Origin of the sequence: Agromyces rhizosphaerae, assembly GCF_027925245.1 — a bacterium.
In the GTDB taxonomy this organism is placed as follows: domain Bacteria; phylum Actinomycetota; class Actinomycetes; order Actinomycetales; family Microbacteriaceae; genus Agromyces; species Agromyces rhizosphaerae.
On sequence record NZ_BSDP01000001.1, the window covers coordinates 1,235,225 to 1,260,218 of the forward strand.

At 71.0% G+C, this 24,994-nt stretch carries 23 protein-coding genes; 12 read left to right on the plus strand and 11 right to left on the minus strand.

Translation table 11 applies throughout. The annotated features are described in order from the left end of the window. The first annotated feature begins 19 nt into the window (after positions 1-19). Positions 20-1,024: a LacI family DNA-binding transcriptional regulator gene (locus QMG39_RS05890; protein ID WP_281883020.1), complete on the plus strand. Its 1,005-nt coding sequence runs from the start codon at positions 20-22 to the stop codon at positions 1,022-1,024. A gap of 14 nt (positions 1,025-1,038) precedes the next feature. On the opposite strand, the gene QMG39_RS05895 is transcribed toward QMG39_RS05890, so the two are convergent. After that, positions 1,039-1,863 carry an oxidoreductase gene (locus tag QMG39_RS05895; RefSeq protein WP_281883022.1) on the minus strand — a complete coding sequence of 275 codons (825 nt, stop codon included), beginning with the start codon at positions 1,861-1,863 and terminating at the stop codon, positions 1,039-1,041. 130 nt (positions 1,864-1,993) lie between these two features. Here QMG39_RS05895 and QMG39_RS05900 point away from each other — a divergent pair, with 130 nt between their 5' ends. The 3 genes from QMG39_RS05900 (at position 1,994) to QMG39_RS05910 (ending at position 5,275) form a co-directional block, all read left to right on the plus strand. After that, the gene (locus tag QMG39_RS05900) at positions 1,994-2,569 is read left to right on the plus strand and encodes a TetR/AcrR family transcriptional regulator (RefSeq protein ID WP_281883024.1); all 576 of its coding nucleotides are present in this window, start codon (positions 1,994-1,996) and stop codon (positions 2,567-2,569) included. Continuing rightward, complete coding sequence (locus QMG39_RS05905; RefSeq protein ID WP_281883026.1) at positions 2,566-3,843, plus strand: low temperature requirement protein A; 1,278 nt, start codon at positions 2,566-2,568, stop codon at positions 3,841-3,843. The genes QMG39_RS05900 and QMG39_RS05905 overlap by 4 nt, the downstream gene beginning before the upstream one ends. A 130-nt stretch (positions 3,844-3,973) precedes the next feature. Continuing rightward, a complete protein-coding gene (locus tag QMG39_RS05910; RefSeq protein ID WP_281883028.1) occupies positions 3,974-5,275 on the plus strand; it encodes an MFS transporter in 1,302 nt (433 codons plus the stop codon). On the opposite strand, the gene QMG39_RS05915 is transcribed toward QMG39_RS05910, so the two are convergent. From QMG39_RS05915 to QMG39_RS05940, 6 genes are all read right to left on the minus strand, one after another. Beyond that, positions 5,245-6,132: an NmrA family NAD(P)-binding protein gene (locus QMG39_RS05915; RefSeq protein ID WP_281883030.1), complete on the minus strand. Its 888-nt coding sequence runs from the start codon at positions 6,130-6,132 to the stop codon at positions 5,245-5,247. The genes QMG39_RS05910 and QMG39_RS05915 overlap by 31 nt on opposite strands. Beyond that, positions 6,129-7,211 (minus strand): amidohydrolase family protein, encoded by a 1,083-nt coding sequence (locus tag QMG39_RS05920; protein ID WP_281883032.1) that lies wholly within the window; start codon positions 7,209-7,211, stop codon positions 6,129-6,131. Before QMG39_RS05920 ends, QMG39_RS05915 begins: the two co-directional genes overlap by 4 nt. Next, positions 7,211-8,086: an alpha/beta hydrolase gene (locus QMG39_RS05925; protein WP_281883036.1), complete on the minus strand. Its 876-nt coding sequence runs from the start codon at positions 8,084-8,086 to the stop codon at positions 7,211-7,213. Before QMG39_RS05925 ends, QMG39_RS05920 begins: the two co-directional genes overlap by 1 nt. Before the next feature lie 34 nt (positions 8,087-8,120). Continuing rightward, entirely contained in the window at positions 8,121-8,558 is a 438-nt protein-coding gene (locus QMG39_RS05930; RefSeq protein ID WP_281883038.1) for an HIT family protein, read from the minus strand. Beyond that, positions 8,555-9,427: an NmrA family NAD(P)-binding protein gene (locus tag QMG39_RS05935; protein ID WP_281883040.1), complete on the minus strand. Its 873-nt coding sequence runs from the start codon at positions 9,425-9,427 to the stop codon at positions 8,555-8,557. The genes QMG39_RS05930 and QMG39_RS05935 overlap by 4 nt, the downstream gene beginning before the upstream one ends. 73 nt (positions 9,428-9,500) lie before the next feature. Next, on the minus strand, positions 9,501-10,187 hold the full coding sequence (locus QMG39_RS05940; RefSeq protein WP_281883042.1) for a GntR family transcriptional regulator: 687 nt from the start codon (positions 10,185-10,187) through the stop codon (positions 9,501-9,503). A gap of 130 nt (positions 10,188-10,317) precedes the next feature. Between QMG39_RS05940 and QMG39_RS05945 the strand changes: the two genes are divergently transcribed. The 4 genes from QMG39_RS05945 to QMG39_RS05960 are packed head-to-tail and all read left to right on the plus strand — an operon-like array spanning position 10,318 to position 15,777. Then, positions 10,318-12,648 (plus strand): thiamine pyrophosphate-binding protein, encoded by a 2,331-nt coding sequence (locus tag QMG39_RS05945; protein ID WP_281883045.1) that lies wholly within the window; start codon positions 10,318-10,320, stop codon positions 12,646-12,648. Positions 12,649-12,699: 51 nt separating this feature from the next. Next, complete coding sequence (locus QMG39_RS05950) at positions 12,700-13,311, plus strand: VOC family protein (RefSeq protein ID WP_281883048.1); 612 nt, start codon at positions 12,700-12,702, stop codon at positions 13,309-13,311. Next, complete coding sequence (locus tag QMG39_RS05955) at positions 13,308-14,897, plus strand: FAD-dependent monooxygenase (protein ID WP_281883050.1); 1,590 nt, start codon at positions 13,308-13,310, stop codon at positions 14,895-14,897. The genes QMG39_RS05950 and QMG39_RS05955 overlap by 4 nt, the downstream gene beginning before the upstream one ends. A gap of 19 nt (positions 14,898-14,916) precedes the next feature. After that, positions 14,917-15,777: a fumarylacetoacetate hydrolase family protein gene (locus tag QMG39_RS05960; RefSeq protein ID WP_281883052.1), complete on the plus strand. Its 861-nt coding sequence runs from the start codon at positions 14,917-14,919 to the stop codon at positions 15,775-15,777. Between the two features lie 48 nt (positions 15,778-15,825). Here the strand turns inward: QMG39_RS05960 and QMG39_RS05965 are convergent, their stop codons facing one another. Then, on the minus strand, positions 15,826-17,388 hold the full coding sequence (locus QMG39_RS05965) for an FAD-dependent monooxygenase (RefSeq protein ID WP_281883054.1): 1,563 nt from the start codon (positions 17,386-17,388) through the stop codon (positions 15,826-15,828). A 108-nt stretch (positions 17,389-17,496) separates the two neighbouring features. Between QMG39_RS05965 and QMG39_RS05970 the strand changes: the two genes are divergently transcribed. From QMG39_RS05970 to QMG39_RS05980, 3 genes are all read left to right on the plus strand, one after another. Next, positions 17,497-18,282, plus strand: coding sequence for an IclR family transcriptional regulator (locus QMG39_RS05970; protein WP_281883056.1), 786 nt, complete (start codon positions 17,497-17,499; stop codon positions 18,280-18,282). 144 nt (positions 18,283-18,426) lie between these two features. After that, positions 18,427-19,326 carry a VOC family protein gene (locus QMG39_RS05975; RefSeq protein WP_281883058.1) on the plus strand — a complete coding sequence of 300 codons (900 nt, stop codon included), beginning with the start codon at positions 18,427-18,429 and terminating at the stop codon, positions 19,324-19,326. Between the two features lie 64 nt (positions 19,327-19,390). Then, complete coding sequence (locus tag QMG39_RS05980; RefSeq protein ID WP_281883060.1) at positions 19,391-20,257, plus strand: fumarylacetoacetate hydrolase family protein; 867 nt, start codon at positions 19,391-19,393, stop codon at positions 20,255-20,257. Positions 20,258-20,345: 88 nt separating this feature from the next. Here QMG39_RS05980 and QMG39_RS05985 read toward each other — a convergent pair whose 3' ends face one another. From QMG39_RS05985 to QMG39_RS05995, 3 genes are read right to left on the minus strand one after another with little or no spacing between them, the layout of a single operon-like run. Then, a complete protein-coding gene (locus QMG39_RS05985; protein ID WP_281883062.1) occupies positions 20,346-21,488 on the minus strand; it encodes an amidohydrolase family protein in 1,143 nt (380 codons plus the stop codon). A 52-nt stretch (positions 21,489-21,540) separates the two neighbouring features. Continuing rightward, the gene (locus tag QMG39_RS05990) at positions 21,541-23,013 is read right to left on the minus strand and encodes an aldehyde dehydrogenase family protein (protein ID WP_281883064.1); all 1,473 of its coding nucleotides are present in this window, start codon (positions 23,011-23,013) and stop codon (positions 21,541-21,543) included. Positions 23,014-23,023: 10 nt separating this feature from the next. Beyond that, on the minus strand, positions 23,024-23,977 hold the full coding sequence (locus tag QMG39_RS05995; protein ID WP_281883066.1) for an amidohydrolase family protein: 954 nt from the start codon (positions 23,975-23,977) through the stop codon (positions 23,024-23,026). A gap of 88 nt (positions 23,978-24,065) precedes the next feature. On the opposite strand from QMG39_RS05995, the gene QMG39_RS06000 reads away from it, so the two are divergent. Then, positions 24,066-24,968: a LysR family transcriptional regulator gene (locus QMG39_RS06000; RefSeq protein WP_281883068.1), complete on the plus strand. Its 903-nt coding sequence runs from the start codon at positions 24,066-24,068 to the stop codon at positions 24,966-24,968. Positions 24,969-24,994 lie beyond the last annotated feature (26 nt).

The following is a 24,994-nucleotide window of genomic DNA, read 5'->3' on the forward strand; positions in this document are numbered from 1 at the left end:
GCACTGGAACGGAGGCGAGATGGGAGTCACCATCGCGGAGATCGCCGAGCTGGCGGAGGTCTCGGTGCCGACGGTCTCGAAGGTGCTGAACGGGCGACCCGGCGTCTCGGCCGAGACCCGCGACCTGGTGGGCGCCCTGCTGCAGGAGCACGGCTACGTGCGACGCGGCGGAGGGCCTCGGCGTGTGGGACTCGTCGACTTCGTGATCACCGACCTGTCGACCACCTGGGCGCACCAACTCCTGATCGGTGCCGAGGCGGAGGCGGCCCGTGCCGGGGTCGGGCTCGTCGTCACCTCGACGCATGACCGACGTGCGGGCAACAAGCACTGGATCCGGCAGCTGGCCGCTCGACGCTCGGACGGGATCGTGCTGGTCGTCTCCGAGCTGCACCCGGGCGCCGAGGAGGAGCTCGCACGGCTGCACACCCCGATCGTGCTGATCGACTCGCAGGGCGGGGCCGACTCCCACGCGCCCATCGTGGCCGCCACGAACTGGTCGGGCGGACTCGCGGCGACCGAGCACCTGCTGCAGCTCGGGCACCGTCGCATCGGCATCATCACGGGCCCGGAGCGGATGGCCGCGTCGCGCGATCGCCTCGACGGCTACCGGGCGGCCCTGGCCCGCGCCGGCGTGCCCTTCGATCCCGATCTCGTGCGCTACGGCGACTACCGCGTCTCCGGCGGACAGGCCGAGGGACAACGGCTCCTCGAGCTCTCCGACCGGCCGACCGCGATCTTCGCCGGTTCGGACCACCAGGCGCACGGCGTCTACCTCGCGGCGGCGCGCGTGGGCCTGGCGATCCCGCGGGACCTCTCCGTCGTGGGCTTCGACGACGTGGACATCTGCGAGTGGATCGCGCCGAGCCTCACGACGGTTCGGCAGCCGCTGGCCGACATGGCCCGCGAGGCGACCCGCCTCGTCCTCGCACTCGGCGAGGAGGATGCCGCGTCGGTGCCGCAGCGCCGGGAGCTCGCCACCTCGCTCGTGATGCGGCGGTCGACGGCGCCCCCGCGCAACGACTGACGAGCGCGCCGGCGTCAGCCGGAGGCGCGGGCGAGCAGGCGGTCGAACGCGCGGTCGCTGAGCACCCGACGGGCGGCGATGAGCGGCTTCGCGAGACGCCCGACCGCGTAGCGGGTGCGGGGCCGCTTGGCGGCGACCGCCTTGGAGACCGCGTCGGAGATCACTGTCGGCGAGGAGCCGCCCGACCCGCCCTCGCCGTAGGTGCGCTCCGAACTGCCGACGACGCTGCGTGCCAGCTCGGCGTACGCCCCATGCCCGCTGCGCTCCATCAGCGGCGCGGACATGATGCCCGACCACTCGGTGTCGATGAGTCCCGGCTGGACGATGACCACGTCGATGCCGAACGGCGCGACCTCGTAGCGCAGCGCGTCCGACCACGCCTCGAGTGCGTGCTTCGTGGCGTGGTAGTACGCACCCAAGGGCGTGTAGATCTCGCCGCCCATCGAGGAGATGTTCACGATGCGGCCGGACGTCTGCGCGCGCATGTGCGGCAGCACGAGCTGGGTGAGACGCGCGACGCCGAAGAAGTTGACGTCGAACTGGTAGCGCACGTCCTCCATCGAGGTGTCCTCGACGGCACCGTAGAGCCCGAAGCCGGCGTTGTTGACGAGGACGTCGATGCGGCCGGTCTCGGCGATGATCCGCTCGACGGCGGCGACGACATCGGCATCGACGCTCACGTCCATGCGCAGGGGGCGCACGCCCTCCCGCTCGAGGTCGCTCATGCGCTCGACGCGCCGGGCGGCCCCGTAGACGATGAAGCCGTCGGCGGCGAGCCGACGTGCGATCTCCCGGCCCATGCCCGACGAGGCGCCGGTGACGAGTGCGGTCCTGACCATGGTGCATCCTCCGAATCGGAAGTAAGTAACTGATTGCTTACATACGCTAGCCCCGCTGCGCTACGATGTCAACAACTACTTACTTACTTAGCCTGCCGGTGGTTCCGGCGGGAACGATCCGGGGGTGCCGATGGCCAGGGACGCAGCCGAGACACGACGGCGGATCCTCGCATCCGCGCTCACGGCGTTCGCCGAGGACGGGTTCGCCGGCGCCCGGGTCGCCGCGATCGCGGATGCCGCGTCGTCGAACCAGCGCATGATCTACGCGTACTTCGACAGCAAGGAGGGACTCTTCGAGGCCGTTGCGAACGACGTCATCGAGCGGATGCACGCCGAGGTGCCGTTCACCCCGGAGGACCTGCCCGCGTACGCACTCGCCCTCTTCGACTACGCGATGTCGCATCCCGAGGTGGTGCGCTTCCAGGCACGGCGCACGCTCGAGGGCCAACCCGCGACCGCACGCGAACTCGAGCTGTACGCCGAGAAGCTCGAAGCCGTCGCGGCTGCCCAGGCTGCCGGTGCCCTCCGCGGCGACGACGAACCGGTCGCGCTCATGGTGCGCACGCTCGGCGCCGTCTCCTCCTGGGTGCAGGCGCCGGCCGGCCTGCGGCCCTCGCTGACCGGCATCGACCTGCGGGAACGTATCCGCGAGGATGTGACGGCGATCGTCGAACCGGCCGTTCGGGTACGAGGAGCAGTCGATTGAACGACCACTCGTCTCCGCCACGGTCGCGCATCATCGCGCCACGTCACGCGCTGGCCCGCATGCTCGGCCGGAGCGGCACCGAACCGCACCGCGCGGCCACGCCGCTCGAGCTCTTCTACGACCTGACCATCGTCGTCGCGTTCAGCCTCGCGAGCGAGGAGTTCGCTCACGCGCTCGCGGAAGATCACGTCCTGGAGGGCGTGGTCGCGTTCGGGTTCGCGATGTTCGCCGTCATCTGGGCCTGGATGTCCCACACCCGGTTCGCCACTGCGTACGACACCGACGACTGGTTCGTGCGCGTCGCCGTGCTCGTGCAGATGGTGGGCGTCGTCGTGCTCGCCCTGGGCATCCCGCCCATGTTCGAGGCCATGTCGCACTGGGACATCGACAACGGGCTCATGGTGCTCGGGTACGTGATCATGCGCGTCCCACTGATCGCGCTCTGGGCGCGCGCGGCGACCCAGGACGCACAGCACCGCTCCACGGCCGCCCGGATCGCGATCGGCATCGCCGCCGCGCAGGTGGGATGGGTGGCCCTGCTGCTGGTCGACCCGCCGACACCGATCTGGTTCGCGCTCGCCGGCGTGCTGTTCGTGTTCGAGCTCGGGCACCCGATCGTCGCGCAGCGGCTGCGCGGCGCGCTCCCGTGGCATCCGCACCATCTCGCCGAACGCTACGGCCTGCTCGCGATCATCGCGTTCGGAGAGGTCGTGCTCGGCACCACGTTCGCGGTCGGCGCCGTGATCGACGAGCAGGGCCTGAGCACCGAAGCGCTCGGGCTCGCGTTCGCCGGCGTTGCGCTGACGTTCGGCATGTGGTGGACCTACTTCAGCTTCCCCACCGCGGAACTGCTCGCCGCGTTCCCCCGGCGAACGACCACCTGGGCGTACCTGCATCTTGTGACCTACGCGAGCATCGCCGCGGTGGGCGCCGGCCTGCACGTCGTCGCCTACGCGATCGAGGATCACGTGGAACTCGCGCCGGTCGCCGTGCTCGCAACCGTCGCCGTGCCGCTCGCGGTCGTGCTCGCGATGGCCTTCGTGCTCTACCGGGTGCTGCTCGGACCCGAGGGGTTCGACCCGTTGCACCTGCTGCTCCGATCGATCAGCGCGATCGTCATCGTCGGCGCACTCGTGATGGCATGGGCGGGCGTACCGCCGGTGCTCTGCCTGCTCGTGCTGATGCTCACGCCGTGGGTCTCGATCGTCACGTACGAGGTGTTCGGCCACCGCCACGTGCAGGAGTCGCTCGACCGGGCGGTCGCCGGGGACTGAGGTCGGCCGACAGCGCGACTCCGCGGCGCACCTTCATGCATCCGATGCATAGCGAGGGTGCCCGCCATGCATTGGACAGCGATGGGGGTGCGTGAAAACCTGACCGCACCCGACAGATCGGAGCAGGTCGATGGCGACCGAATCCCCCACGATCGTTCGCGCGATCGACGAGCGCACACTCCTGGCAGTCGCCGTGGCACTGCTCATCCTCGAGGGCTACGACCTCGCAGCTCTTGGCGTCACGTTGCCCTCGATGCTCGCGGACTCCGCGTTCGGGCTGTCCACCGCGGGAGGCGGCATCGCGGGCGCGGTCACGGCGCTCGGCATGCTGGCGGGCGCCGCCCTGAGCGGCATCCTCTCGCACCGTGTCGGTCCGCGACGACTGCTCGTCGCCGCAGCGATCGTGCTCCCACTGGGCATGCTCGTCTGCGCCGCCGCGCCGGCAGCGGGCGTCTTCATCGCCGCGCGAGCGCTCGTGGGCATCGGAATGGGAATGGTGCCTCCCACGCTGCTCGCACTGGTCACGGACCTCTCGGAGGCCGGGCGGCGCGCGCGCAACGTCGGGATCGCCATGGCCGGCATCGCCGTGGGCGGGCTGTCGGCTCCGCTCCTGGGTGCCGCGCTGCTGCCCGAGACCAGCTTCCGCTGGATCTACGTCATCGGAGCGATCCCGGCGCTGGGCGCCATCCCGTTCGTGGTGCGGCTGCTCCCCGAGAGCCCCGTCCACCTGGTCCGGACGGGCCGCGCCGAGGATGCCGCACGGCTGACCTCGGCAATGGGCATCCCCTACCCGACCCTCGGTGAGGATCTCGGCCCGCGCGGTCTCGGGCTCCGTACGCTGTTCCGACCCGGGCTGGGCATCGTCACCGTCCTCTTCTGGCTGATGGCCGCGTGCGCGCTGCTGCTCGTCTTCGGCGTCACCGCGTGGCTGCCGACGATCATGCAGACCGCCGGATTCGAACTCGGCTCGGCCCTGCTGCTGACCGCGGTCGTCGCCATCGGGGCGGGGGTCGGGATGGTCGTAGGCGGACGGGTGGCGGATGCCGTCGGTCCGAAGCTCGTGACCGTCGTGGCGTTCGCCTCCGGTGCGGCGAGCCTCGTCCTCATCGCGCAGGGTCCGCCGCTGTGGGCACTGCTCCCGCTCATGCTGGTGTGCGGATTCGGCCTGAACGGCACGCAGGCGCTCATCAACGCGTTCGTGCTTGCGAGGTACCCGGCGGACGTGCGTGGAACCGGGCTGAGCTGGACGCTCGCGGTCGGTCGGGCGGGTGCGATCCTCGGGCCCGTCCTCGGGGCGGCGGTGCTGTCGTCGGGACTCGCCGTGCAGTGGAACTTCTACGCGTTCGCCGTCGTCGGCGTCTCGGGCGCGGTGCTTGCGCTCTGCGTGCCGGCGAGCCGTGACTACGCGTCCCGGGCCGCGGACTCGCGATAGGCCGACCACTCGCGCCGCACGAACGCGGCGAACGACGTGGGCTCGCGACCGAGGAGCCAGGTGAGCACGTTCGCGTTCCCGACGAAGTCGGACGCGCTGTAGCGCGCGCTGATGGAGCGCAGGACGCGCAGCTCGTGCGCTGCCGACGCGGGGTCGCGGTCGCCGAGCCATGCCGCCGCGTAGGTGTCGGCGTCGATCCGTCGTGCCCGCACGGGCCGGTCGAGCACGTCGGCGATGATCGCGGCGAGTTCATGGGCCGTCCAGCGACCTGGCGCGACCAGCTCGTACGTCGCCGCGGCGTGCCGCGCCGGGTCGTTCAGCGCCATCACGGCGACGTCCGTGACGTCGTCGAGGTCGACCAGGCTCTGCCGCCGCTCCAGCGCCCAGGAGAGCTCGAAGTCCCCTCCGGCGAACACCGGCCGCAGCTTCAGCGGCAGCATGTAGTTGGAGGGCTGCAGGATCGTGAACTCCAGCCCGGACCCGAGCAGGTGCTCCTCCACGTCGCGCTTGATCTCGTGCTGCACGAGATCGGTGACGATCGAATGCAGCACCGAGCTGAACACGAAGTGCTCCACGCCCTCCGCGCGTGCCGCATCGATGAGGCCGATGCCCATGCGCCGCTCGCCGGGGCTGAGGGTCGCACCTACGTGGTAGATGCGGTCGACCCCTCGGGCCGCACGACGCTGCACCGCCGGATCGGCGAGGTCGCCGACGACGACGTCCTGGACGCCGAGTGCGCGCAGGCCTGCGGCGGATGCCTCTGATTGGACGACGCCGCGCACCGACGCTCCCGACCGCAGGAGCTTCGGCACGAGGAGTCGACCCTGGTTGCCCGCCGCGGCGGTGACGAGGATCACGCGTCGCCCACGACGCGGTCGCCTGCGATCCAGACGCCGCGGATGCCGCGCGTCGCCGCGATGTCGATCGTGGGGTCGGCGTCGAGCAGCACGAGGTCTGCGCGCAGCCCCGGAGCGATGCGGCCGCGGTCGGCGAGACCGAAGTGGTCGGCGGCCGTGGACGTGGCGGCGCGCAGCGCGTCCACGGGGCTGAGGCCCGCGTCCACCAGGAGGGCGAGCTCGTCGTGGAGGCTCGAGCCGTGCTCCGGCGAGGCCGGCGCGGCCGGCGTCTCGTTCGCGTCGGTCCCCGCGATGACGGGGACGCGCGCCGCGTGCAGGGTGCGCACCGACGCGCGTGCGGGATCGTACCTGGGACCGGGCGCGCCCGTCGCGGCCGCACGCTCGACGATCGCCCGCATCATCGTGAGCGTCGGCACGACCACGCGCCCCGACTCGGCCAGTCGCGCCGCCTGCGCAGCATCGATCGCCCGGTCGAGCGGGACGTGCGTGAGCACGTCGACGCCGGCGCGCTCGGCCAGGTCCACCGCGTCGGAGCGCGACGCGTGGGCCACGGTCCGCAGCCCCGCGCGATGCGCGGCGTCGACGAGGGCCTCGACGGTCTCCCGATCGAACCCGGGCAGGTCGACGACGATCTTGAGGTAGTCGGCGCCCTGCGCGATCCGGCGAGCGACGGCGTCCGCGGCATCCGCGACGCCGGCGACATGCGTCTCGGACGCACCGGGCATCGCCGACATGCGACGTGCGTGCGCGCTCGTCGGGGAGGTGAGGGCGAGCATGGCGCTGCGGATGTCGGCGACTCCCGCCCGGCCCCGCATCGACGCCACCAGCTGCGGCGGCGAGCTCATGTCGAGCGCCGTGGTGACGCCCGAGGCGGCGAGCAGCTCCTGCGTCCGCGGACCGGCCAGGTGGACGTGGGCGTCGATGAGGCCCGGGATGAGGAACCCGCCCCCGGCGGCGACCTCCGACCCGGATCCGTGCTGCGCGGCGTCCGCGATGCTCCCGTCGACGATCGCCAGGTCGGCGGGATCGCCGAACCGCTCGCCGTCGAACACGCGGACGCCGCGCAGCAGGGTGGTCATCAGGCGACCGCTGCCTTCGCGACCTCGCGGGCGAACTCGAGCTGGCTGCGCTGGAAGTCGGCTCCCGGCGAGTGGAAGTCGATGCAGTGCCCGGAACCCCTCTGGAGATCGATGTCGACCGACGGCGCGGACGTGAAGCCCGCTCGGTACTGGTCGACCTCGCCCTCGTCGGTCACCCAGAGCGCGTCGAACTCACCCTGTCGGTGGTGCACGGGCACCTCGACCGCGGCGCACATCTCGGCGCGACGCTCGATCCAGCCGCCGGTGATGTCGAGCAGCTCGACCTTCGGCACCAGCGTGTTCGACGGGTGGCTCGCGGCCGGCATGTCCGCGCCGAAGGTACCCGCGGGTCCGAACATGACCTGGTCCTTCATCGGCACCGGAAGGTCGATCATCGGGATCGGGGGCAGCGACTCCCAGGCGCCGCGCGACTCCTGCGGCACACGGACGAGGCAGCCGGACGTGGCCAGGCCGAGCAGCGGCCAGGATGGCTTCGATGCGGCGATCGCGGTGGCGACCGCGCCGCCGATCGAGTGACCGAGCAGCACGACGCCCGGCGCACCGTCGCCGTACTGCTCCCAGATCGAGCCGATCGCCTCGCCGAGGAGCTCGGCGTTCGCGAGGATGATGGAGTCGTCGGTCTCGAGCGGATCGGACCCGACGTAGTTCGGCCGGTCCAGGCCGATGACCGGCACGCCCTCGTCGGCCGCGCGATCGAGCAGCGAGTACCCCGGGATGTCGAAGTACTCGGAGGTGTAGGTGCCGCCGTGCAGGGCGATGACGAGCGGCGCCCCGGCCGCTCGTTCGAGGCCCTCGAGGTTCGAGCGTCCGCTGTAGGCGCGTCCTGCGTGGGTGTGGGTGAACGGAGTGGACATCGTCGTCCTTTCGTGGTGTGGGTGGGGGGTCGGTTCAGGTTCGTGAGGCCGCAACGCGCGTGGAGATCGCATCTCCGACCGCCGCGGCGATCGAGCGGGCTCGCGTCGGGTCGCGGTGGTCGGAGCGCATCGCCAGAATGGCCGCGCCGGTCAGGGTGGGATCGAGGTCGGCGGGGCGCGCGATCACCAGGAAGTGGAAGTGCCGGTGGTTCTCGCCGAAGCTGAGGAAGTAGACGTTCGGTGCGCCGGTGGCCTCCTGGACGGCGGTGGCGATGCGCTGGGACACGACCCCGAACTCCGCGGCGTCGGTCGCACTGAGGCCGCCCCAACCTTCTGCATGACGGCGCAGTCGAAGCACGAACCACCCGGGCACGTCGTACCCCTCGGCGACTTCGCACGCCCATCGCTCGTCGCGGTAGACGATCGCCGACGCATCCGCGTGCTCGAGCTCGCACGGCAGGCAGCCGCTCATGCGCGCACCCCCGCCGGCTCGAGTACCTCGTCGAGGAACGCCTCGACCGAGCGGGCGGGCCGGCCAGTGACGTCCTCCACCGTGTCGGTGACGAACTCCGACTCCCCGGCCCGGAACAGCTCGTACATCTCCGCGAAGTGGTCGGCCTCCCACTCCGGAGTGCCGCGCTCGACGAGCGATGCCCGCACCTGGGCGGGGGTGACCTCCACCACGTCGACCGGTTCGCCACGGCGTTCGGCGACCAGATCGGCGATCTCCGCGTAGGTGACGGCGCGCGGCCCGGTGAGTGAGAGCGTGCGGCCGTCCCAGTCCCGGGCGAGCAGCACGCGCGCCGCGACGGCGCCGACGTCCCGCGCGTCGATGAGGCTGATGCCTGCGGCCCCGAGGGGGTTCATGAGCTTCCCCGTCGCGGCGAGCACCGGGAGCATGAGTCGCCCGACGAGCACCTGGAGGAAGGAGTTCGGCCGCAGGATCACGAAGGGCTGGCCGCTCTCCTGCAGCACCCGCTCCACCTCCCAGTGCTGGCGGCACGCGTGCGGGCCGTCCGGCGTGATCGCCGAACTGGTCCCCGAGACCTTGACGATGCGTGCACCCGTCCGACGCAGTTCCCGGATGACGCGCAGCTGCGTGTCGGCCATGTCGAACGCGTGCGGTGAAAGGAGGAAGACCGTTTCGATCCCGTGCATCGACGCGAGCAACGCTCCCGGGTCGGTCATGTCTCCGGGGACGATCTCGGGGTCGTCGCCGAGGACCTCGCGAGCACGCTGCACATCGCGCGCAAGGACCCTCGGGGGCCGGCCGGCGGCCACGAGTTCGGTGACGACGTGACGGCCGACGTTCCCCGTGGCGCCCAGGATGAGTACAGACATCATTGTCCTTCGCTATTCGCTACGATATATCCTGAATGTTACGCATGCGTCGCGATCAGCACAAGCCTCGGCGTCAGCGTTGCTCGAGCGCGTCGATGTGCGTGCGGATCTTCTCCTCGTTCGCGGCGAGGTGCTCGCGGAGCAGTCGTTCCATCGACTTCGGGTCATCGGCCAGCGCGGCGTCGAGGAGGACCTTGTGGGTCTCGTAGCGCCGAGCGCGCTCCGCCTCAGTGATCGGCGTCGGGTCGAACACCAGGTGGGTGTACCGCTCTGCCGCCATCCAGATGGTGTGCAGGATGCGGTCGTCCCACTCGTTGGCCGCTGGGTGCACGAGGGCCTCGTGGAAGTCGTAGTGCGCCTGCCAGGCGATCTCGGGCTCCGGGTTGCGGGTGCGCTCCAGCAGCGCCTCGAGCCGAGCGACCTCGTCGGGTCCCCGCTTGCCGGCGGATGCCCCTGCGAGCGGGAGCTCCACCACGTAGCGAAGTCGATAGATCGCCGCGAGGTCTGCGCTGCTGAGCGGCGCGACGCTCGCGCTGCGGGCCTGCCGGAGGATGATCAGCCCCTGCGACTCGAGCCGCCGCAGCGCCTCTCGGATCGGGATGTGACTCACTCCGAGCTGGTCTGCGAGATCGCGGATCGAGAAGTTCTCCCCCGGCGCCAGCGCGCCGGTGAGTACGGCCCGCCGCACCTCCGCGGTCACGAGGTCGACCGCGGAGGCATTCGCCCCCGCAACGGAGCGGACCTGCGGTTCGATCGTCATGATTGCCTCCCACGGCGTCACGGCGTCCGCCCGGATCACATCGTGCCACGTCATGTTGCCGCCGCTTGCGATCCTCGCGAAGCCATCGCTAGTGTATAGAATATATTCTCGTCGGAACAGGGAGGTTGCGATGTCGATGATGACGCGAGAGCCCGACGTGCGCCACCTGGCGGCGCTGCAGGACGTCGAGCGCAAGGTGCTCTGGCTCTCGACGGCGATCGTCGATGCGGCGAACGCGCCGGCACGCCGCGACCCGGACGGCCTGAAGGTCGGCGGCCACCAGGCATCGTGCGCCTCGATGACCACGATCATGACCACGCTGTGGTTCACCACGCTGAGCAGCGAAGACCGCGTCTCGGTCAAGCCGCACGCGTCGCCGGTGCTGCACGCGATCAACTACCTGCTCGGTGAGCTCGAGGCCGAGCAGCTCGGCACGCTGCGTGCCTTCAAGGGCCTGCAGAGCTACCCCAGCAGGTCGAAGGACCCCGACACGGTCGACTACTCGACGGGCTCGGTCGGCATCGGCGCCACCGCCCCCGTCTGGGGCGCCATCGCGCGTCGCTACTCGGCGGACACCGCGGGCGCGCCACGCAGCCGCGGCCGCCAGTACAGCCTGGTCGGCGACGCCGAGCTCGACGAGGGCGCCGTATGGGAAGCGGTGCTCGACCCGACCGTGTCGGAGCTCGGCGAACTCGTGTGGATCGTCGACTTCAACCGCCAGTCGCTCGATCGCGTCGTACCGAACATCTCGGCGACCCGCCTGCAGGCGATGTTCCAGGCGGCCGGCTGGCAGGTGCTGACCCTGAAGTACGCCACGTTCCTGGCGGAGCTCTTCGAGACGCCCGGCGGCGAGCACCTCCAGCACCGCATCGACGAGATGTCGAACCCGGAGTACCAGCGTCTCCTGCGATGCTCCGCGACGGAGCTGCGCGAGCGCCTTCCGGGTGCGGGTCCGAACGCGGATGCGATCCGCGCGTTGCTCGACGGACTCGACGACGCCGAGGTCGTGCGCGTGATCCGCGGCCTCGGCGGCCACGACATCCCCAGTCTCGTGGACGCGTTCGAGCGCATCGACGACTCGCGACCCACCGTGATCTTCGCCTACACGATCAAGGGCAACGGCCTGCCCACGGCAGGGCACCCGCAGAACCACTCGGCCCTGCTGAAGCCCGACCAGCTGGCGCAGGTCGCCGCAGAGCTCGGTGAACGCATCGACGACCCCTGGCGCCGATTCGACCCGGACTCCGAGGCCGAGGCGCTCTGCGCGCGGGTCGCGGGCCGCCTGCGGCGCCCGCCCGTCCCGCAGCCGGGCACGCTCTCCATCCCGACCGACTTCGACCGGACGATCACCGGGCACGCCTCGACGCAGCAGGCCCTGGGTCGCCTGCTGCTCGACCTCACGCGGCGCGCACCCCAGGCGGCCTCCCGCGTGGTCACGGTCGCACCCGACGTGGCGTCGAGCACCAACCTGGGCGGCTGGGTCAACAAGGCGGGCGTCTGGTCACCGTCGCAGAAGACCGACTGGTTCGCCGACGACGCCGAGACGATCCTCCACTGGGACGAACGCCCGAGCGGGCAGCACATCGAGCTCGGCATCGCCGAGGTCAACCTGGTGTCGCTGCTCGGCGAACTCGGTGCGACCTGGAGCCGGTGGGGAGAGCCCCTGCTCCCGATCGGCACCCTCTACGACCCGTTCGTGACCCGCGCGCTCGAGCCGTGGTCGTTCGGCGTCTACGGCGGCGGGCAATCGATCCTCGTCGGCACGCCGTCGGGCGTGACCCTGGCCGCCGAGGGCGGCGCGCACCAGTCGATCATCACGCCGTCGGTCGGCATCGAGCAGCCCGGCGTCGTGTCGTTCGAGCCGGCGTTCGTGCAGGACTTCGAATGGTGCATGCTGGACGCGCTCTCGCGGCTCGGGCGGCCCGACGGATCGTCGAGCTACTTCCGGCTCTCGTCGCGCGCGCTCGACCAGGCACTCGCCGCGGTGCCCGCCGACCCCGCCGGGCGGGACCGACGTCGTCGCCAGTCCGTCGCGGGCGGGTACGCCCTGCGGCGCACCGACGCCCCCGCCGTCACGCTCGTCGGCATGGGCGCGGTCGTGCCGGAGGCGCTGGCGGCGGCTGATCGGCTCGCCGAACTGGGCGTCGCCGCCGACGTGGTGTGCATCACGAGCGCCGACCGGATGTACCGTGCGGTCCGGGCCCGCGGCGGGCACGGCGACGGCGACCCGGCGATCGTCGAGCAGGTCTTCCCGGCCGAGCGCGCGACCCCGCTGGTGACGGTGCTCGACGGGCATCCGCACACCCTCGCGTTCCTCGCCGGCATCCGTGGCGTGCGCAGCGTGAACCTCGGCGTGACCGAGTTCGGGCAGACCGGCACGCTCCAGGAGCTGTACCGACTCCACGGCATCGGCGCCGACGCGATCGTCGGTGCCGCCCTCGACCTCGTCGACCCCACCTGACCCCGACCCGCTCGACCCACCCACCCACCCCCGATCTCGAAGGAGAGATACATGCCCGAGAACCAGGCGACCAACTGGCCGGCGAACCCGCCCAAGCTGCACCACACGACGTTCACCACCCTGCGGATGCGGGAGATGGTCGAGTGGTACGGCCTGGTCTGCGGCCTCCGTCCGGTCTTCCAGAGCGACGAGGCCTCGTGGCTCACCAACGACGACGCGAACCACCGCATCGCGCTGCTGTCCCCGCCCGGCCTGAAGCACCCCACGGACAAGGGGCACGAGACCGGCATCCACCACACGGCGTTCGAGTTCGGCACGTTCGACCAGTGGCTGAACAACTACGTGCGCCTCCGCAACCACGACATCCTCCCCTTCCTCACGCTGGACCACGGCATCACGATGTCGGTCTACTACCAGGACCCCGACGGCAACGGCGTCGAGATCCAGGTCGACGGCTTCGGCGACTGGGCCGATTCGAGCGAGTGGATCGCGAACTCGCTCGACTTCGCCGAGAACCCGATCGGCACCTACTTCGACCCCGAGAAGCTCGTGAAGGCGCGTGAGGAGGGATTGTCGTTCCAGGAGATCCACGAGCGGACTCGCGCGGGCGAGTACCTCCCGGCGGTCATTCCCGAGGACATCTTCCTCCCCGAAGTCTGGTGACCACCGCACCGGGTGCCGACCGGCCCGTCGCCATCGTCGGCGGCGGGCCGGTCGGCCTGACCCTCGCGCTCGAACTCGCCCACCATGGGGTGGCGTCGACGCTGATCGAGCCCCGGGTGGCGGTCGAGCACACACGCCCGCGGGCGAAGACGACCTCCGCGCGGTCGATGGAACTCTTCCGCCGACTGGGCGCCGCCGACGAGATCCGCACGCGCGCGTCGATCCCCGTGTCGTGGTCGAAGGAGGTGCGGTTCTGCAACACCGTCGCCGGCCGCGACATCACCTGGATCTCCGACGTGCTCGGGCTCGAGCTCGAGGCATCCGCCCTGACCTCCGAGCCCGGGCAGCAGGTGACCCAGCCCGTCGTGGAGGAGGCGCTCCGTGCTCTGCTGGCGGCGAGCTCGCTGGTCGAGACCCGCTACGGCAGCCGCGTGACCGCGGTCGACCTGGAGGGGGCGCGGCCGATCATCGAGGTCGTCGACTCCGACGGCAGCGCGTCGCGCCTGACCGCGGACTTCGTCGTCGGCGCCGACGGATCCCGCAGCGTGGTGCGCGCCGCGCTCGGGGCACGCTACGAGGGCGCTCCCGGCGGTCGGCCGAACGTGAACATCACGTTCCGGTCGCACCGCCTCGGCGCGCTCGTGCCCGCGAGGACCGCGGTGCACCACTGGGTGATCAATGCGGCGATGCCCGGCATGGTCGGCCCGATGGGGCACGACGACGAGTGGTTCGCGATCGCGACCGGCACCGAGTCCGTCGACGACGACGCCCATGCGGCAGCCATCGTGCGGTCGCTCGTCGGGGCCGATATCGACGTGGAGGTGCTCGCGACCGACCCCTGGCAGGCGCGGCTCCTGCTGGCGGACTCCTACGGCAGCGGCCGCGCCTTCATCGTCGGCGATGCCGCCCACCAGAACCCTCCCTGGGGCGGACACGGGTTCAACACGGGCGTCGGCGACGCCGTGAATCTCGGCTGGAAGCTCGCCGCGGTGCTCGACGGGTGGGCGCCGATGGAACTGCTGGAGAGCTACGAGGCCGAACGGAGGCCGATCGCGCAGCAGACGATCGAGCTGGCCGCGTCGAACATGCAGCACCTGCCGATCGAGCTCGCCTCGCCCGACCTCACCGCCGACGGCGATGCCGGCGAGGCGGCGCGCGCTGCGGCGGACGCCCGGATCCAGGCCACGAAGCGCAACGAGTTCCACGCGTTCGGGCTCGTGCTCGGCTACGGCTACGGTCCGGATGCCGCTGCACAGGCGCCGACCACCCGCGACTACGTCCCCATCCCCGCAGCAGGCAATCGCCTGCCGCACCAACGGAACGACGCGGGGGCGTCGCTCTTCGACCTCCTGGGGCCCGAGCTCACGCTCCTCGGCCCGGACTCGACCCGGTGGGCCGCCGCGGCGACCGCCCGCGGCATTCCGCTCACCATCGTCGATCCGCCGGCAGACGGCTTCTCCGAGATCGCCGACGGCGACCTCGTCCTCGTGCGGCCCGATCAGCACATCGCCTGGAGGGGACCGGCGACCGCCGACCCCGACGACGCGCTCCGTTCCGCCATCCGCGGCTTCGCCGCCCCATCCTGAACCATCCAGAAAGGCCCCCATGCGCATCGCCAACCTCTCCGGCCGCCTCGTCCTCGTCGACGGCACGGTCGCACTCGACGTCCACACCGCGAGCGCCGGTCGATTCGGCCCCTCACCGTCCGACGCCTTCGCGGACTGGGGCGCGTTCTCCCAGTGGGCGCAACAGGTCGACGTGGCGACGCACGCGCAGAGGGCGCCGTTCTCGACCGCCGACCTCGGCGCGCCGTCGCCGCTCCCGCGCCAGGTCGTCGCGGTCGGCCTCAACTACGCCGACCACGCCGCGGAGTCCGGGCTGCCCCTGCCCGACGAGCCCGTCGTCTTCACGAAGTTCGCCTCGTCGGTGGCCGGTCCGGAGGTGAGCGTGCGCCTCCCCGGCGAGACCGTCGACTGGGAAGCGGAGCTCGTCATCGTCGTGGGTCGTGGGGGGCGCGACATCGCGCGCGAGGACGCCCTGTCGAGGATCGCCGGATTGACCGTCGGGCAGGACCTCTCCGAGCGCTCGGTGCAGTGGCAGGCGACGCCGCCGCAGTTCAGCATGGGCAAGTCGTTCGAGAACTTCACCCCGACCGGCCCGGTGATCGCGACCCTCGACGAGTTCGCGGACCCCGACCGGCTCGCGATCTCCGCGACCATCATCGCCGCCGACGGCACCTCCACCCGCGTACAGGACGGTTCGACCGACCAGCTCGTGTTCGGCATCGCCGAGCTCGTGTCGCGCCTGAGCCGCACACTCGAGCTGCTGCCCGGCGACCTGATCTTCACCGGCACGCCGCCCGGCGTCGGTGCGGGCATGGACCCGAAGCGATTCCTGGTGGACGGGGAGACGCTCGTGACCGAGATCGAGGGCATCGGATCGATCGTGCAGCGTTTCCACGCCTGATCGACTCGGAGCCGCGCCGGGCCGGCTCGCTGTACACCGGCCCGCAGGCTACCTCGACTCGTGCTCCGCGAACCCGTGCAGCGCGCCGTCGAGGATGCCGTCGGCGTCCGCGATCGATTCCCCGACCCAGGCGATGTGCTGATCCGGGCGCACCAGCACCAGCTCCGGGCCGGGCTGCTCGAGGTGGGACACCGGGACAGCCCTGCGCGTTGCCGCGCGCAGGAGCGGTGCGACGCGCTCCTCGGGCCCGACCACCGTGAACCGTGGGCCCAGCACGTCGAAGATGGACCGCCCGTCGATCCAGCGATGCGGAAGACGATTCCCCGCGGCGAGCTTCGGGTGGTACTCGGCAGGAGTGGGGGCCTGCTCGCCCGAGGTCGGCCCGTAGCCGTACCCCAGGATGAGTCCCTCACTGAAGAACTCCGGCGCCTTGGCCTCGACGATCCGCGGTGCGAGCCGCGACCTCGCGACCTCGAAATCGTCCCCCTCGCCCATCAGCGCGGGGTCGCCGAGGTCGGGCGAGAGCACGGCCATGTTCGACGCGGCGAGCGCGATGGTCTGCTGCTCGATCGCGCGTCGCTCCGCGTCGTAGCTGTCCAGGAGGTCCTCCGGCGCCCACCCGTCGATGACGGCTGCGAGCTTCCAGCCCAGGTTGACGGCGTCGCCGACGCCGGTGTTGAACCCGTGCCCGCCCCACGGCGGATTCTGGTGCGCCGCGTCGCCGACCAGGAACAGGCGTCCGTCGCGATACCGGTCGGCGAGCAGCATCCGTGCCTGCCACGGGTCGGTCGCGACGACCTCGACGTCGATCTCGTGCCCCACAAGGGAGCGTACGATGCGCTGCGCGTGCCCGGTGTCATCGACGGACTCGGTGCCGGTGGAGATGGCCCACCAGGTGCCGTCGCGGTCCAGCGGGCCGATGACTCCCGGGGCATCCGGATCGAGCACCCAGAAGTGGATCGACGCCGGGTGCGGCACGAGGGCCTGCAGCTGCGACGAGCGGAACGTGATGTTGACGTTCTTCCGCCCGCCTGCGGAACCCTCGTACCGTGCGCCCATCGCGCGGCGGACGATGCTCCTCGGCCCGTCCGCGCCGACGACCCATCGCGCGCGGACCAGTCTGGGGCGACCGGTCGCGTCCTCGAGACGCACCGTGACCCGGTCGTCGTACTGCTCGATCGCCGTCGCCGTCCATCCCAGGAGGAGGTCGACGTCCTCGACGGAATCAAGGTGGCGGCGGAGCACCTCCTCGACGATCGGCTGGGTCACCTGCTGCGCGGGCTCCGGGGAGATCTCCGGGCCGGTGTCGAGCCCGAGGCATCCGTCGATATGGGCGATCTCGCTCCCGGTGACGTGCTGCACGAACGTGACGCGCTGCGAGTAGGCCCGGTCGAGCGGCGCCGCAGCACGGAGGTCGTCCGCGATGCCCCAGCGGCGGAAGTGCTCCATCGTGCGCACGGAGGTCGTCTTCGCCCGGGGCCGTGAGTGCTCCACCTCGACCCTGGGCTCGACCACGGTGACGGGGATGCGGTGGAACCCGAGCTCCGCGGCGAGCGCGAGCCCGACCGGGCCGCCGCCGATGATGAGTACCGGGAGAACGTCGTCGGTCATTGCTGCGGGCTCCATCGTCGCGTTTCGGTCGTCTCTGACCTGTGCATGCTCGCCCATCCGAGCGGCACAGGTTGCCGCGACTTTCAATGAGTGGCAACATCCCGTGTCGTGGAGCACACGACGCAACGCGGCGGGCGGCCGCCATCCGGCGAGCCCGTCCTCGACCGCGCGTTCCGGCTGCTTGACGCGTTCAGCGACGAGCGCCCGATCCTGACGGTCACCGAGCTGAGCGAGGCGACCGGCATCCCGCTGAGCTCGGCCTTCCGCCTGGCCCAGCACCTGGCGCGGCGCGGCGCCCTCGAGCGGCAGCCCAGCGGCGGCTACATGATCGGGCTCCGGATGCTGGAATACGCAGCGCTCGCACCGCGCGGCCACGGGCTGCGCGCCATCGCGCTCCCGTACATGGAGGAGCTGCACCGGGCGACCCGGCAGCACGTGCAGCTGGCGGTTCGCGAGAAGGACGAGGCGGTGATCATCGAGCGGCTCTCGGCGAAGGACGCGGGCGCGGTCCTGTACTACCCCGGCGGGCGTGCTCCGCTGCACGGGACGGGCGTCGGGCTGGTCCTGCTCGCGCACAGCCGACCGGAGTTCCTGGCTGCCTACCTGCAGCAGGAGCTGTTCCTGGAGCCCGAGCACGTCCCGCTCCCCGCGTCCGAGCTGAGCGAGACGCTCGGCGCCGTTCGGCGCACCGGGCTCGCGTCGATGTCGCGAACGCTCCCCTCCGCCGCGACGTCGATCGCCGCTCCCATCTTCGACCGGACCGGCGCATGCGTGGCCGCGATGTCCGTGCTCGGGGCCGACGGATCCGTCGACGCGACGAGGCTCGAGCCGGCGCTGCTCGCCTTGACGCGGGTCATCAGCCGGGACCTCAAGCGGGTCGCAACGACCTCGTGAGCCTGCGCGGGCGACCTGCCCGCGGCGGTCGTGCGGAGTCGCATCCGCTCGCTTCCAATCATTGAAAGTCGAGGCCGGCCGTTCTCCGCGCCCGAGGTAGACAGTACTCGGCCGACCGGCACCCACACTCGACGAGGAGCGACCATGAACGACCACGGCAGGAGCGACAACGCAACGGGCGCGGTGTCCGAGATCGGATACGTCTCGATGCGGACGCGGGACCTCTCTGCGTCGCTGTCGAACGCCGTGGAGGTCTTCGGCCTCGTGGAGACGGAGTCGGACGGTGCGAAGGCGTTCGTGACCGCCCAGGACAAGCACCACGAGCTCGTGTACACGAAGGCGGACGAGGACGCGCTCGACCACATCGGACTCGTCGTGCCCAATGGCGCCGAACTGGAGGCGATCCGCGCGAAGGTCGACGAGGCGCGCTTCGCCGTCGTCTCCGAGCAGCCGATCGAGGACCACATCGAGCAGGGCTTCGCGTTCGTCGGGCCCGAGGGTTACACCTGGCAGATCTACACCGAGAAGCTCGACTACTCGATGCGCAAGCGCGGCAGCCTCACCGCCGACCGGCTCGGACACGTGAACATCAAGTCCGGCAACGCGCCGGCCATGCGCGACTTCCTCTCGGAGATCTTCGACTTCCGGGTGTCGGACGCGATCGGCATCGACAACTTCTTCATGCGGTGCAACAACGACCACCACGGGATCGCGATCTTCTCGTCATCCGACCTGGGCCTGCACCACCACGCGTGGCAGGCCGGCAACATCATGGACCTCGCGCGCTTGGGCGACCGCCTGGCGCGGCGCGGGGCACGCCTCGCCTGGGGCCCGGTGCGGCACGGTGCCGGCGACAACATCGCCGTCTACTACGTCGAGCCGAGCGGCGCGGTCATCGAGTACTACTGCGACATGGAGACCATCCGCGACCCGGACCGCCCCGCGCGCACGTTCGACCCCGAGGACCTGTACTGGATCAACCAGTGGGACGGCCAGGTGCCGGCGGGGATCCTCGACTACGGCGTGATCCCGATCGACCGCTGACCTCCCTCGCCCCGCGCGCACCTCCCGACTCCCGACTCCCGACTCCAACAGAAAGCGTCACCACATGCGCATCGCGAACCGTTCCAGCCGACTCGTCCTCATCTCCGGAGACCGCGCACTCGACGTCGAACTCGCCAGCGAGGGCCGGTTCGGCTCGGACCCGCAGGCGGTCTACGCCGACTGGGAGGAGTTCATCGAGTGGGCGAGGCAGCAGGACGCATCGAGCGGCGAACGGTACGAGGCGGCCGAGCTGGACGCCGCCGTGCCGCGTCCGCCCCAGGTGTTCGCCATCGGGCTGAACTACGCGAGTCACGCCGGGGAGTCGGGATTCGCCGTGCCGACGGATCCCGTCGTGTTCACCAAGTTCGTGTCGAGCTTCACCGGGCCCGACGTCGACGTCGCGCTCACCGGTGACGCCGTCGACTGGGAGGCCGAACTGGTCGCCGTCATCGGCACCGGCGGCCGCGACATCCCGGAGGACGAGGCCTGGCACCACGTCGCCGGGCTCACGGTCGGTCAGGACCTCAGCGACCGGACGGTCCAGTTCTGGGGGCATCCGCCCCAGTTCAGCCTGGGGAAGTCCAGGGCCCGGTTCGCGCCGGTGGGCCCGACGGTCGTGACGATCGACGAGGTCGGCGCCGCCGCGGATCCGTCCGACCTTCGCGTCCGCTGCACGCTGACGCGCGCCGACGGCTCGAGCGAGGTGCTGCAGGACGGGCGCACGCGCGACATGATCTTCACGGTGCCGGTGCTCATCGCGCGGCTCTCCGCAGTGGTCGAGCTGCTCCCCGGCGACGTCATCTTCACGGGAACGCCCGAGGGCGTCGGCCACGGCCGCACGCCGCGCGTCTACCTCGCGCCGGGCGACGAGCTCACCACCGAGGTGGAAGGCGTCGGACTCATCACGCAGCGCTTCTGCGCAGCCGGCTGAGCCGGGGCATCCGCCGTCCGAGCCGGGCATCCGGCGTCGGAACAGGGGCGGCGGATGCCCCGGATGGACGTCTCGCGATCCCGTCGGCTCAGCGGTGGGCGCTCGCGACCTCCACGACCCGCGCCCCGCCGATCCACACCCCGCGGATGCGGCGGGAGGCGGAGATGTCGTCGGTCGGGTCGCCATCGACGAGGACCAGGTCCGCGCGCAGGCCGGCGCGGATGCGGCCGCGGTCGTCAAGACCGTACACATCCGCTGCGGCGGATCCGGCGCCCCGCAGCGCCTCGACGGGCGTGAGGCCCGCGGCCACGAGTCGGCCGAGCTCGTCATGCAGCGACTCGCCGAACGGCACCTGGTGCGGCACGTTGGCGTTGTCGTTCGCGTCGGTGCCGACGAGTACTCGGCTCCCCTCGTCGCGGAACGCGCGCACCGTCGCCTCGGCGAACCGGTAGTCCATCCGCGCCGCCGGCACGAGCGCGCCGATGATCTTCATCAGCAGCCGCCCGCCGACCGTCTCGACGATGCCGTGCATCATGCCCAGCGTCGGGATGATGACGGTGCCGTTGCGGGCGATGAGCGCGCGGGCCTCGTCGTCGGGCTCCCCTCCGAGCGCGGCATGCGTCACGATGTCGACTCCTGCATCCAGCGCCTGCCGCAGCGTGAACGTGCTCACGACGTGGGCGACCGTGAGGTAGCCGGCCTCGTGCGCAGCACTGACGAGCGCCGCGATCGTCGCGGTGTCGAGCGGCTTCGACCCGGGGAACTTGGGGTCCTCGATGATGATCTTGATGAGGTCCGAACCGTCGGCCTTCCGATCGGCGACGAAGCGCGCGGCGTCGTCGGGACCGGTGACGCCGGTGGAGGCCGGCATGCCGACCTTCTCGATGAACATCGAGCCCGGTCCGCTGGCGACATGGCCGGCGCTCCGGAGGTCGGGCACCCCGGTCTCGGCCCGCAACGCGCGGACGGTGTCGAGGTCCGGCGATCCGAGGTCGAAGATCGTGGTGATGCCCGCACGGGCGGCCGCGTCGAGCTGCTCGCGCGTGCGCGGGTGAGCGTGCGTGTCGATGAATCCGGGGAGGAGGGTCGCCCCCTCCCCGTCGATGACGACGTCCGCGCTGTCGACGGCGGTGTCCGCCGAGATGGTCTCGCCGTCGATGACGACGGCGGTCGGTTCGGAGAGCGACTCGCCGTCGAAGACGCGTACACCGGTGATTGCAGTTCGACTCATGGGACTTCCTCGTCTCAAGGTGCGGTGGGTGGTGGTGGGTGGAACGTCTGGGTCAGAAGGGGTACCGACCCGGCTGGCTGCTGACCGTGGTCATCCTGACCTCGGTGAAGTCGTCGATGGCGTAGTGGCCCGACCTCCCCCAGCCGGACGCCTTGACCCCGCCGACGGGCAGTGCGGCTTCGCTCGCCATCGTGGGGGCGTTGACGTGCACGATGCCGGCATCGAACCGATCGGCGATGTCGAGCCCGCGGGATCGGTCCCGGGTCATGATCGCTGCGGTGAGCCCGTACGGCGTGTCCTGCGCCTCGGCGATCGCGGCCTGTTCGTCGTCGAACGCCTGGACGACCAGCAGCGGCCCGAACGTCTCGTCCTTCCCGGTGGTGCAGATCGCGTCCGAGGGCACGTCGGTGAGGATCGTCGGCTCGTAGAGGCGCCCCTCGGCGCGACCACCGGTGACGATCGTGGCACCGCGGTCGACGGCGTCCTGCACGCGCTCGTCGATCTGGGCGACGGCGCGGTCGTTGATGAGCGGTCCGATGACGACCCCGGGATCGGTCGGGTCACCGACCGGGAGCTGCCGCACGCGGTCGGCGAGGCGGGCGACGAACTCGTCGTGCAGCGCTCGTGCGACGTACACCTTGCGGGAGTTCATGCACACCTGGCCCTGATGCAGGAACGCGCCGAACGTCACGGCCTTCGCGGCCTCCTCGATGTCGGCGTCGTCGAGCACGAGCACCGGGTTGAATCCGCCGAGCTCGAGCACCATCCGCTTGAGCGCGCGGCCGGCGCGCTCGCCGAGCACGCGGGCCGTCCGGTCGGAACCCGTGAAGTTGATGCAGCGCACCGCGGGGCTGTCGAAGAACACGTCCGCGATCGCAGGTGCGTCCCCGGGCGCATGCGTCACGACGTTGAAGGTCCCGGGTGGGAACCCGGCCTCCTCGAGGATCTCGGCGTGGACGAGGCCGGCCGACATCGGCGCCTCCTCCGACGGCTTGATCACCGTGGTGTTGCCGAACGCCATGGGCAGCAGAAAGGTGCGCCATGCGAGGTAGAACGCCCCGTTCCAGGGAGTGAACCCGGCCACCACGCCGAGCGGCTTGCGGGTGACCGTGGCGGTCCTGCCGGGGACGTCGCTGCGCAGCACGTCTCCGTACGGGAGGTACCCCCAACCTGCGGCCTGGCGCAGCATCGCGGCGGACAAACGGATCTGGTAGGTCGAGAACGCGCGGCTCGCACCGCCTTCGACGGCCATGAGCCGGACGAGCTCCTCCTGCCGTCGCTCCACGATGTCCGCCGCCCGGAGGAACAAGTCCTGACGTGCGCCCGGTGCGGCCGCGGCCCACCCCGGGAACGCGGCGGCCGCTGCGGCGACGGCCGCCTCGGCCTCGGCGGCGCCGCCCGCGGCGGCCCGGGCCACGAGGGCGTCATCGAGCGGGTTCCGCACGTCGAACGTCGGGCCGGTCGGGTCGGTCCATCGTCCGTCGATGAAGTGGGAGGTGCGGCGTGGTGATGCTGGTGCGGTCATGGTGCGGTCCTCAGATGCTCAACAGTGCTTCGGCGTTCTCGTGTGCGATCTTCTCCCGATCGGAGGGTGTCAGGGGCGCGTCACGCAGGTGCGCGGTCGCGCGCGAACTGCTCGCGAACGGATGGTCCACCGAGAACAGCACGTGGTCGGCGCCGAACGTCGAGAGCGCGCACTCGAGGGGCGCGTCGGAGAAGTACCCGGACGTCGTGAGGTACACGTTGCGCCGCAGGGTGTCGGCCACCGTCAGGGAGTGGCCGGTGACCACCGGACCGAGCATGTCCTGGATCCGGTCGAGGTGGAAGGGAAGCCCCTCCCCCATGTGCCCCACGATCACCGTGAGGTCCGGCAGCTCCTCGAACACTCCGGCGGCGACCATCCGCAGGACGTGCATGCCGCACTCGGAGTGCCACCCCCAACCGGACGTGGACAGGCATGCCTGCACGGCCGGGGAGAGGTTCGAGTAGTAGGCGTCGAGCACCGTGGTGGGCGGGGGCGCCGGATGCAGGTAGACGGGCACGCCGAGACGCGACGCGGTCTCGAGCACGGGCCGTACCGATGGGTCGTCGAGGAAGACGCCGTCGGTCTGCCCGTGGATCATCGCACCGACGAACCCGAGCTCCTCGACGCACCGGGCGAGTTCGGCGGCCGCGTCGCGAGGCGCCGTCATCGAGAGGGAGGCGAACGCCCGGTAGCGGTCCGGATGCCGCGACACGGCCGCGGCCAGTCTGGCGTTCAGCTCGCGGCTCAGCGGCACCGACCTGGCGGGCTCGAGGTTCTGCACGAGCCAGCCCAGCGCCGAGAGCACCTGCACGTCGATGCCAGCCTCGTCCATGATGCGCAGGCGCCCCTCGTCCAGCTCGTCGAGGTCGGGGATCTTCGCGCCGGCGCGCAGCCCGAAGTCGAGCTGCTCCGATTCGATCAGGTCGCGGGGGAACATGTGCTCCTCGAGGGCGATGACCTTCACGCGGCGCTCCATTTCTGTCGGTACGGCTACCGTGACACCGGGCCAGCTATATGTCCAATGCATTGCAGACAGAGCTACTATGTTCGTCGTGCATATCGAGAACCTGGACCTGAACCTCCTGAAGGCGCTCGAGATCCTGCTGGACGAGCGTCACATCTCTCGAGCCGCGACGCGCGCGCACATCACGCAGCCGGCGATGAGCCGCGCGCTCGCTCGCCTCCGCGTCGCCTGCGACGACGAGCTGCTCGTCCGTACGCCGGCCGGCTACGAACTGACCGCCCGCGCTCGCACGCTCCAGGACGAACTCATCGGCGTCATGCGCAGCATCAGGGCGATGTTCGACGACATCGACTTCGACCCGAGCACGGCGTCGGGCTCGCTGCGCATCGCCGCGTCGGACTACCCCGTCAGCCTCCTCGGAAGTCGCCTCTTCCCGACCTTCACCCGGGAGGCCCCGAAGATGTCCCTCATCGTCACCCCGGTCGCCCCGTCGTCGTTCGTCGACCTCGACCAGGGCCGTGTGGATCTCGTTCTCACTCCGCTCGCGGCTCCCGAACACCTCGCGAGGCAGCCGATGTTCACCGAGGACTTCGTCTGCGTGCTGGCGCGCTCGAACCCGCTCCGCGCCGAACGATTGACCGTGGACGACCTCACGTCGCACGGCCTCGCCAGCGTCGGCGGGATGCACCCGCAGCAGACGATCGTGCTCGATCAGCTCGAGCGCCTCGGCGCACACGCCACCGCCGAGATCAGGGTCCCCACGTTCAGCGCGGCGATCAGCGCGGTCCGGGACACCGACCTCATCGCGGTGCTCCCCCGCCGGTTCGCGAACCGCCACGCCGACGAGGCCGTCCGGATCGCCGAGGCCCCCGAGGAGATCGCCGGCTTCTCGTACTGGATGCTCTGGCATCCCCGCGTCACGGACGACCGCGAGCACCAGTGGCTGCGCTCGCTCGTCCTGCGGGTGGCCGAGGAGGCGACCGCCGACTGACGGATGGCGCGCGACGACCGTCGCGC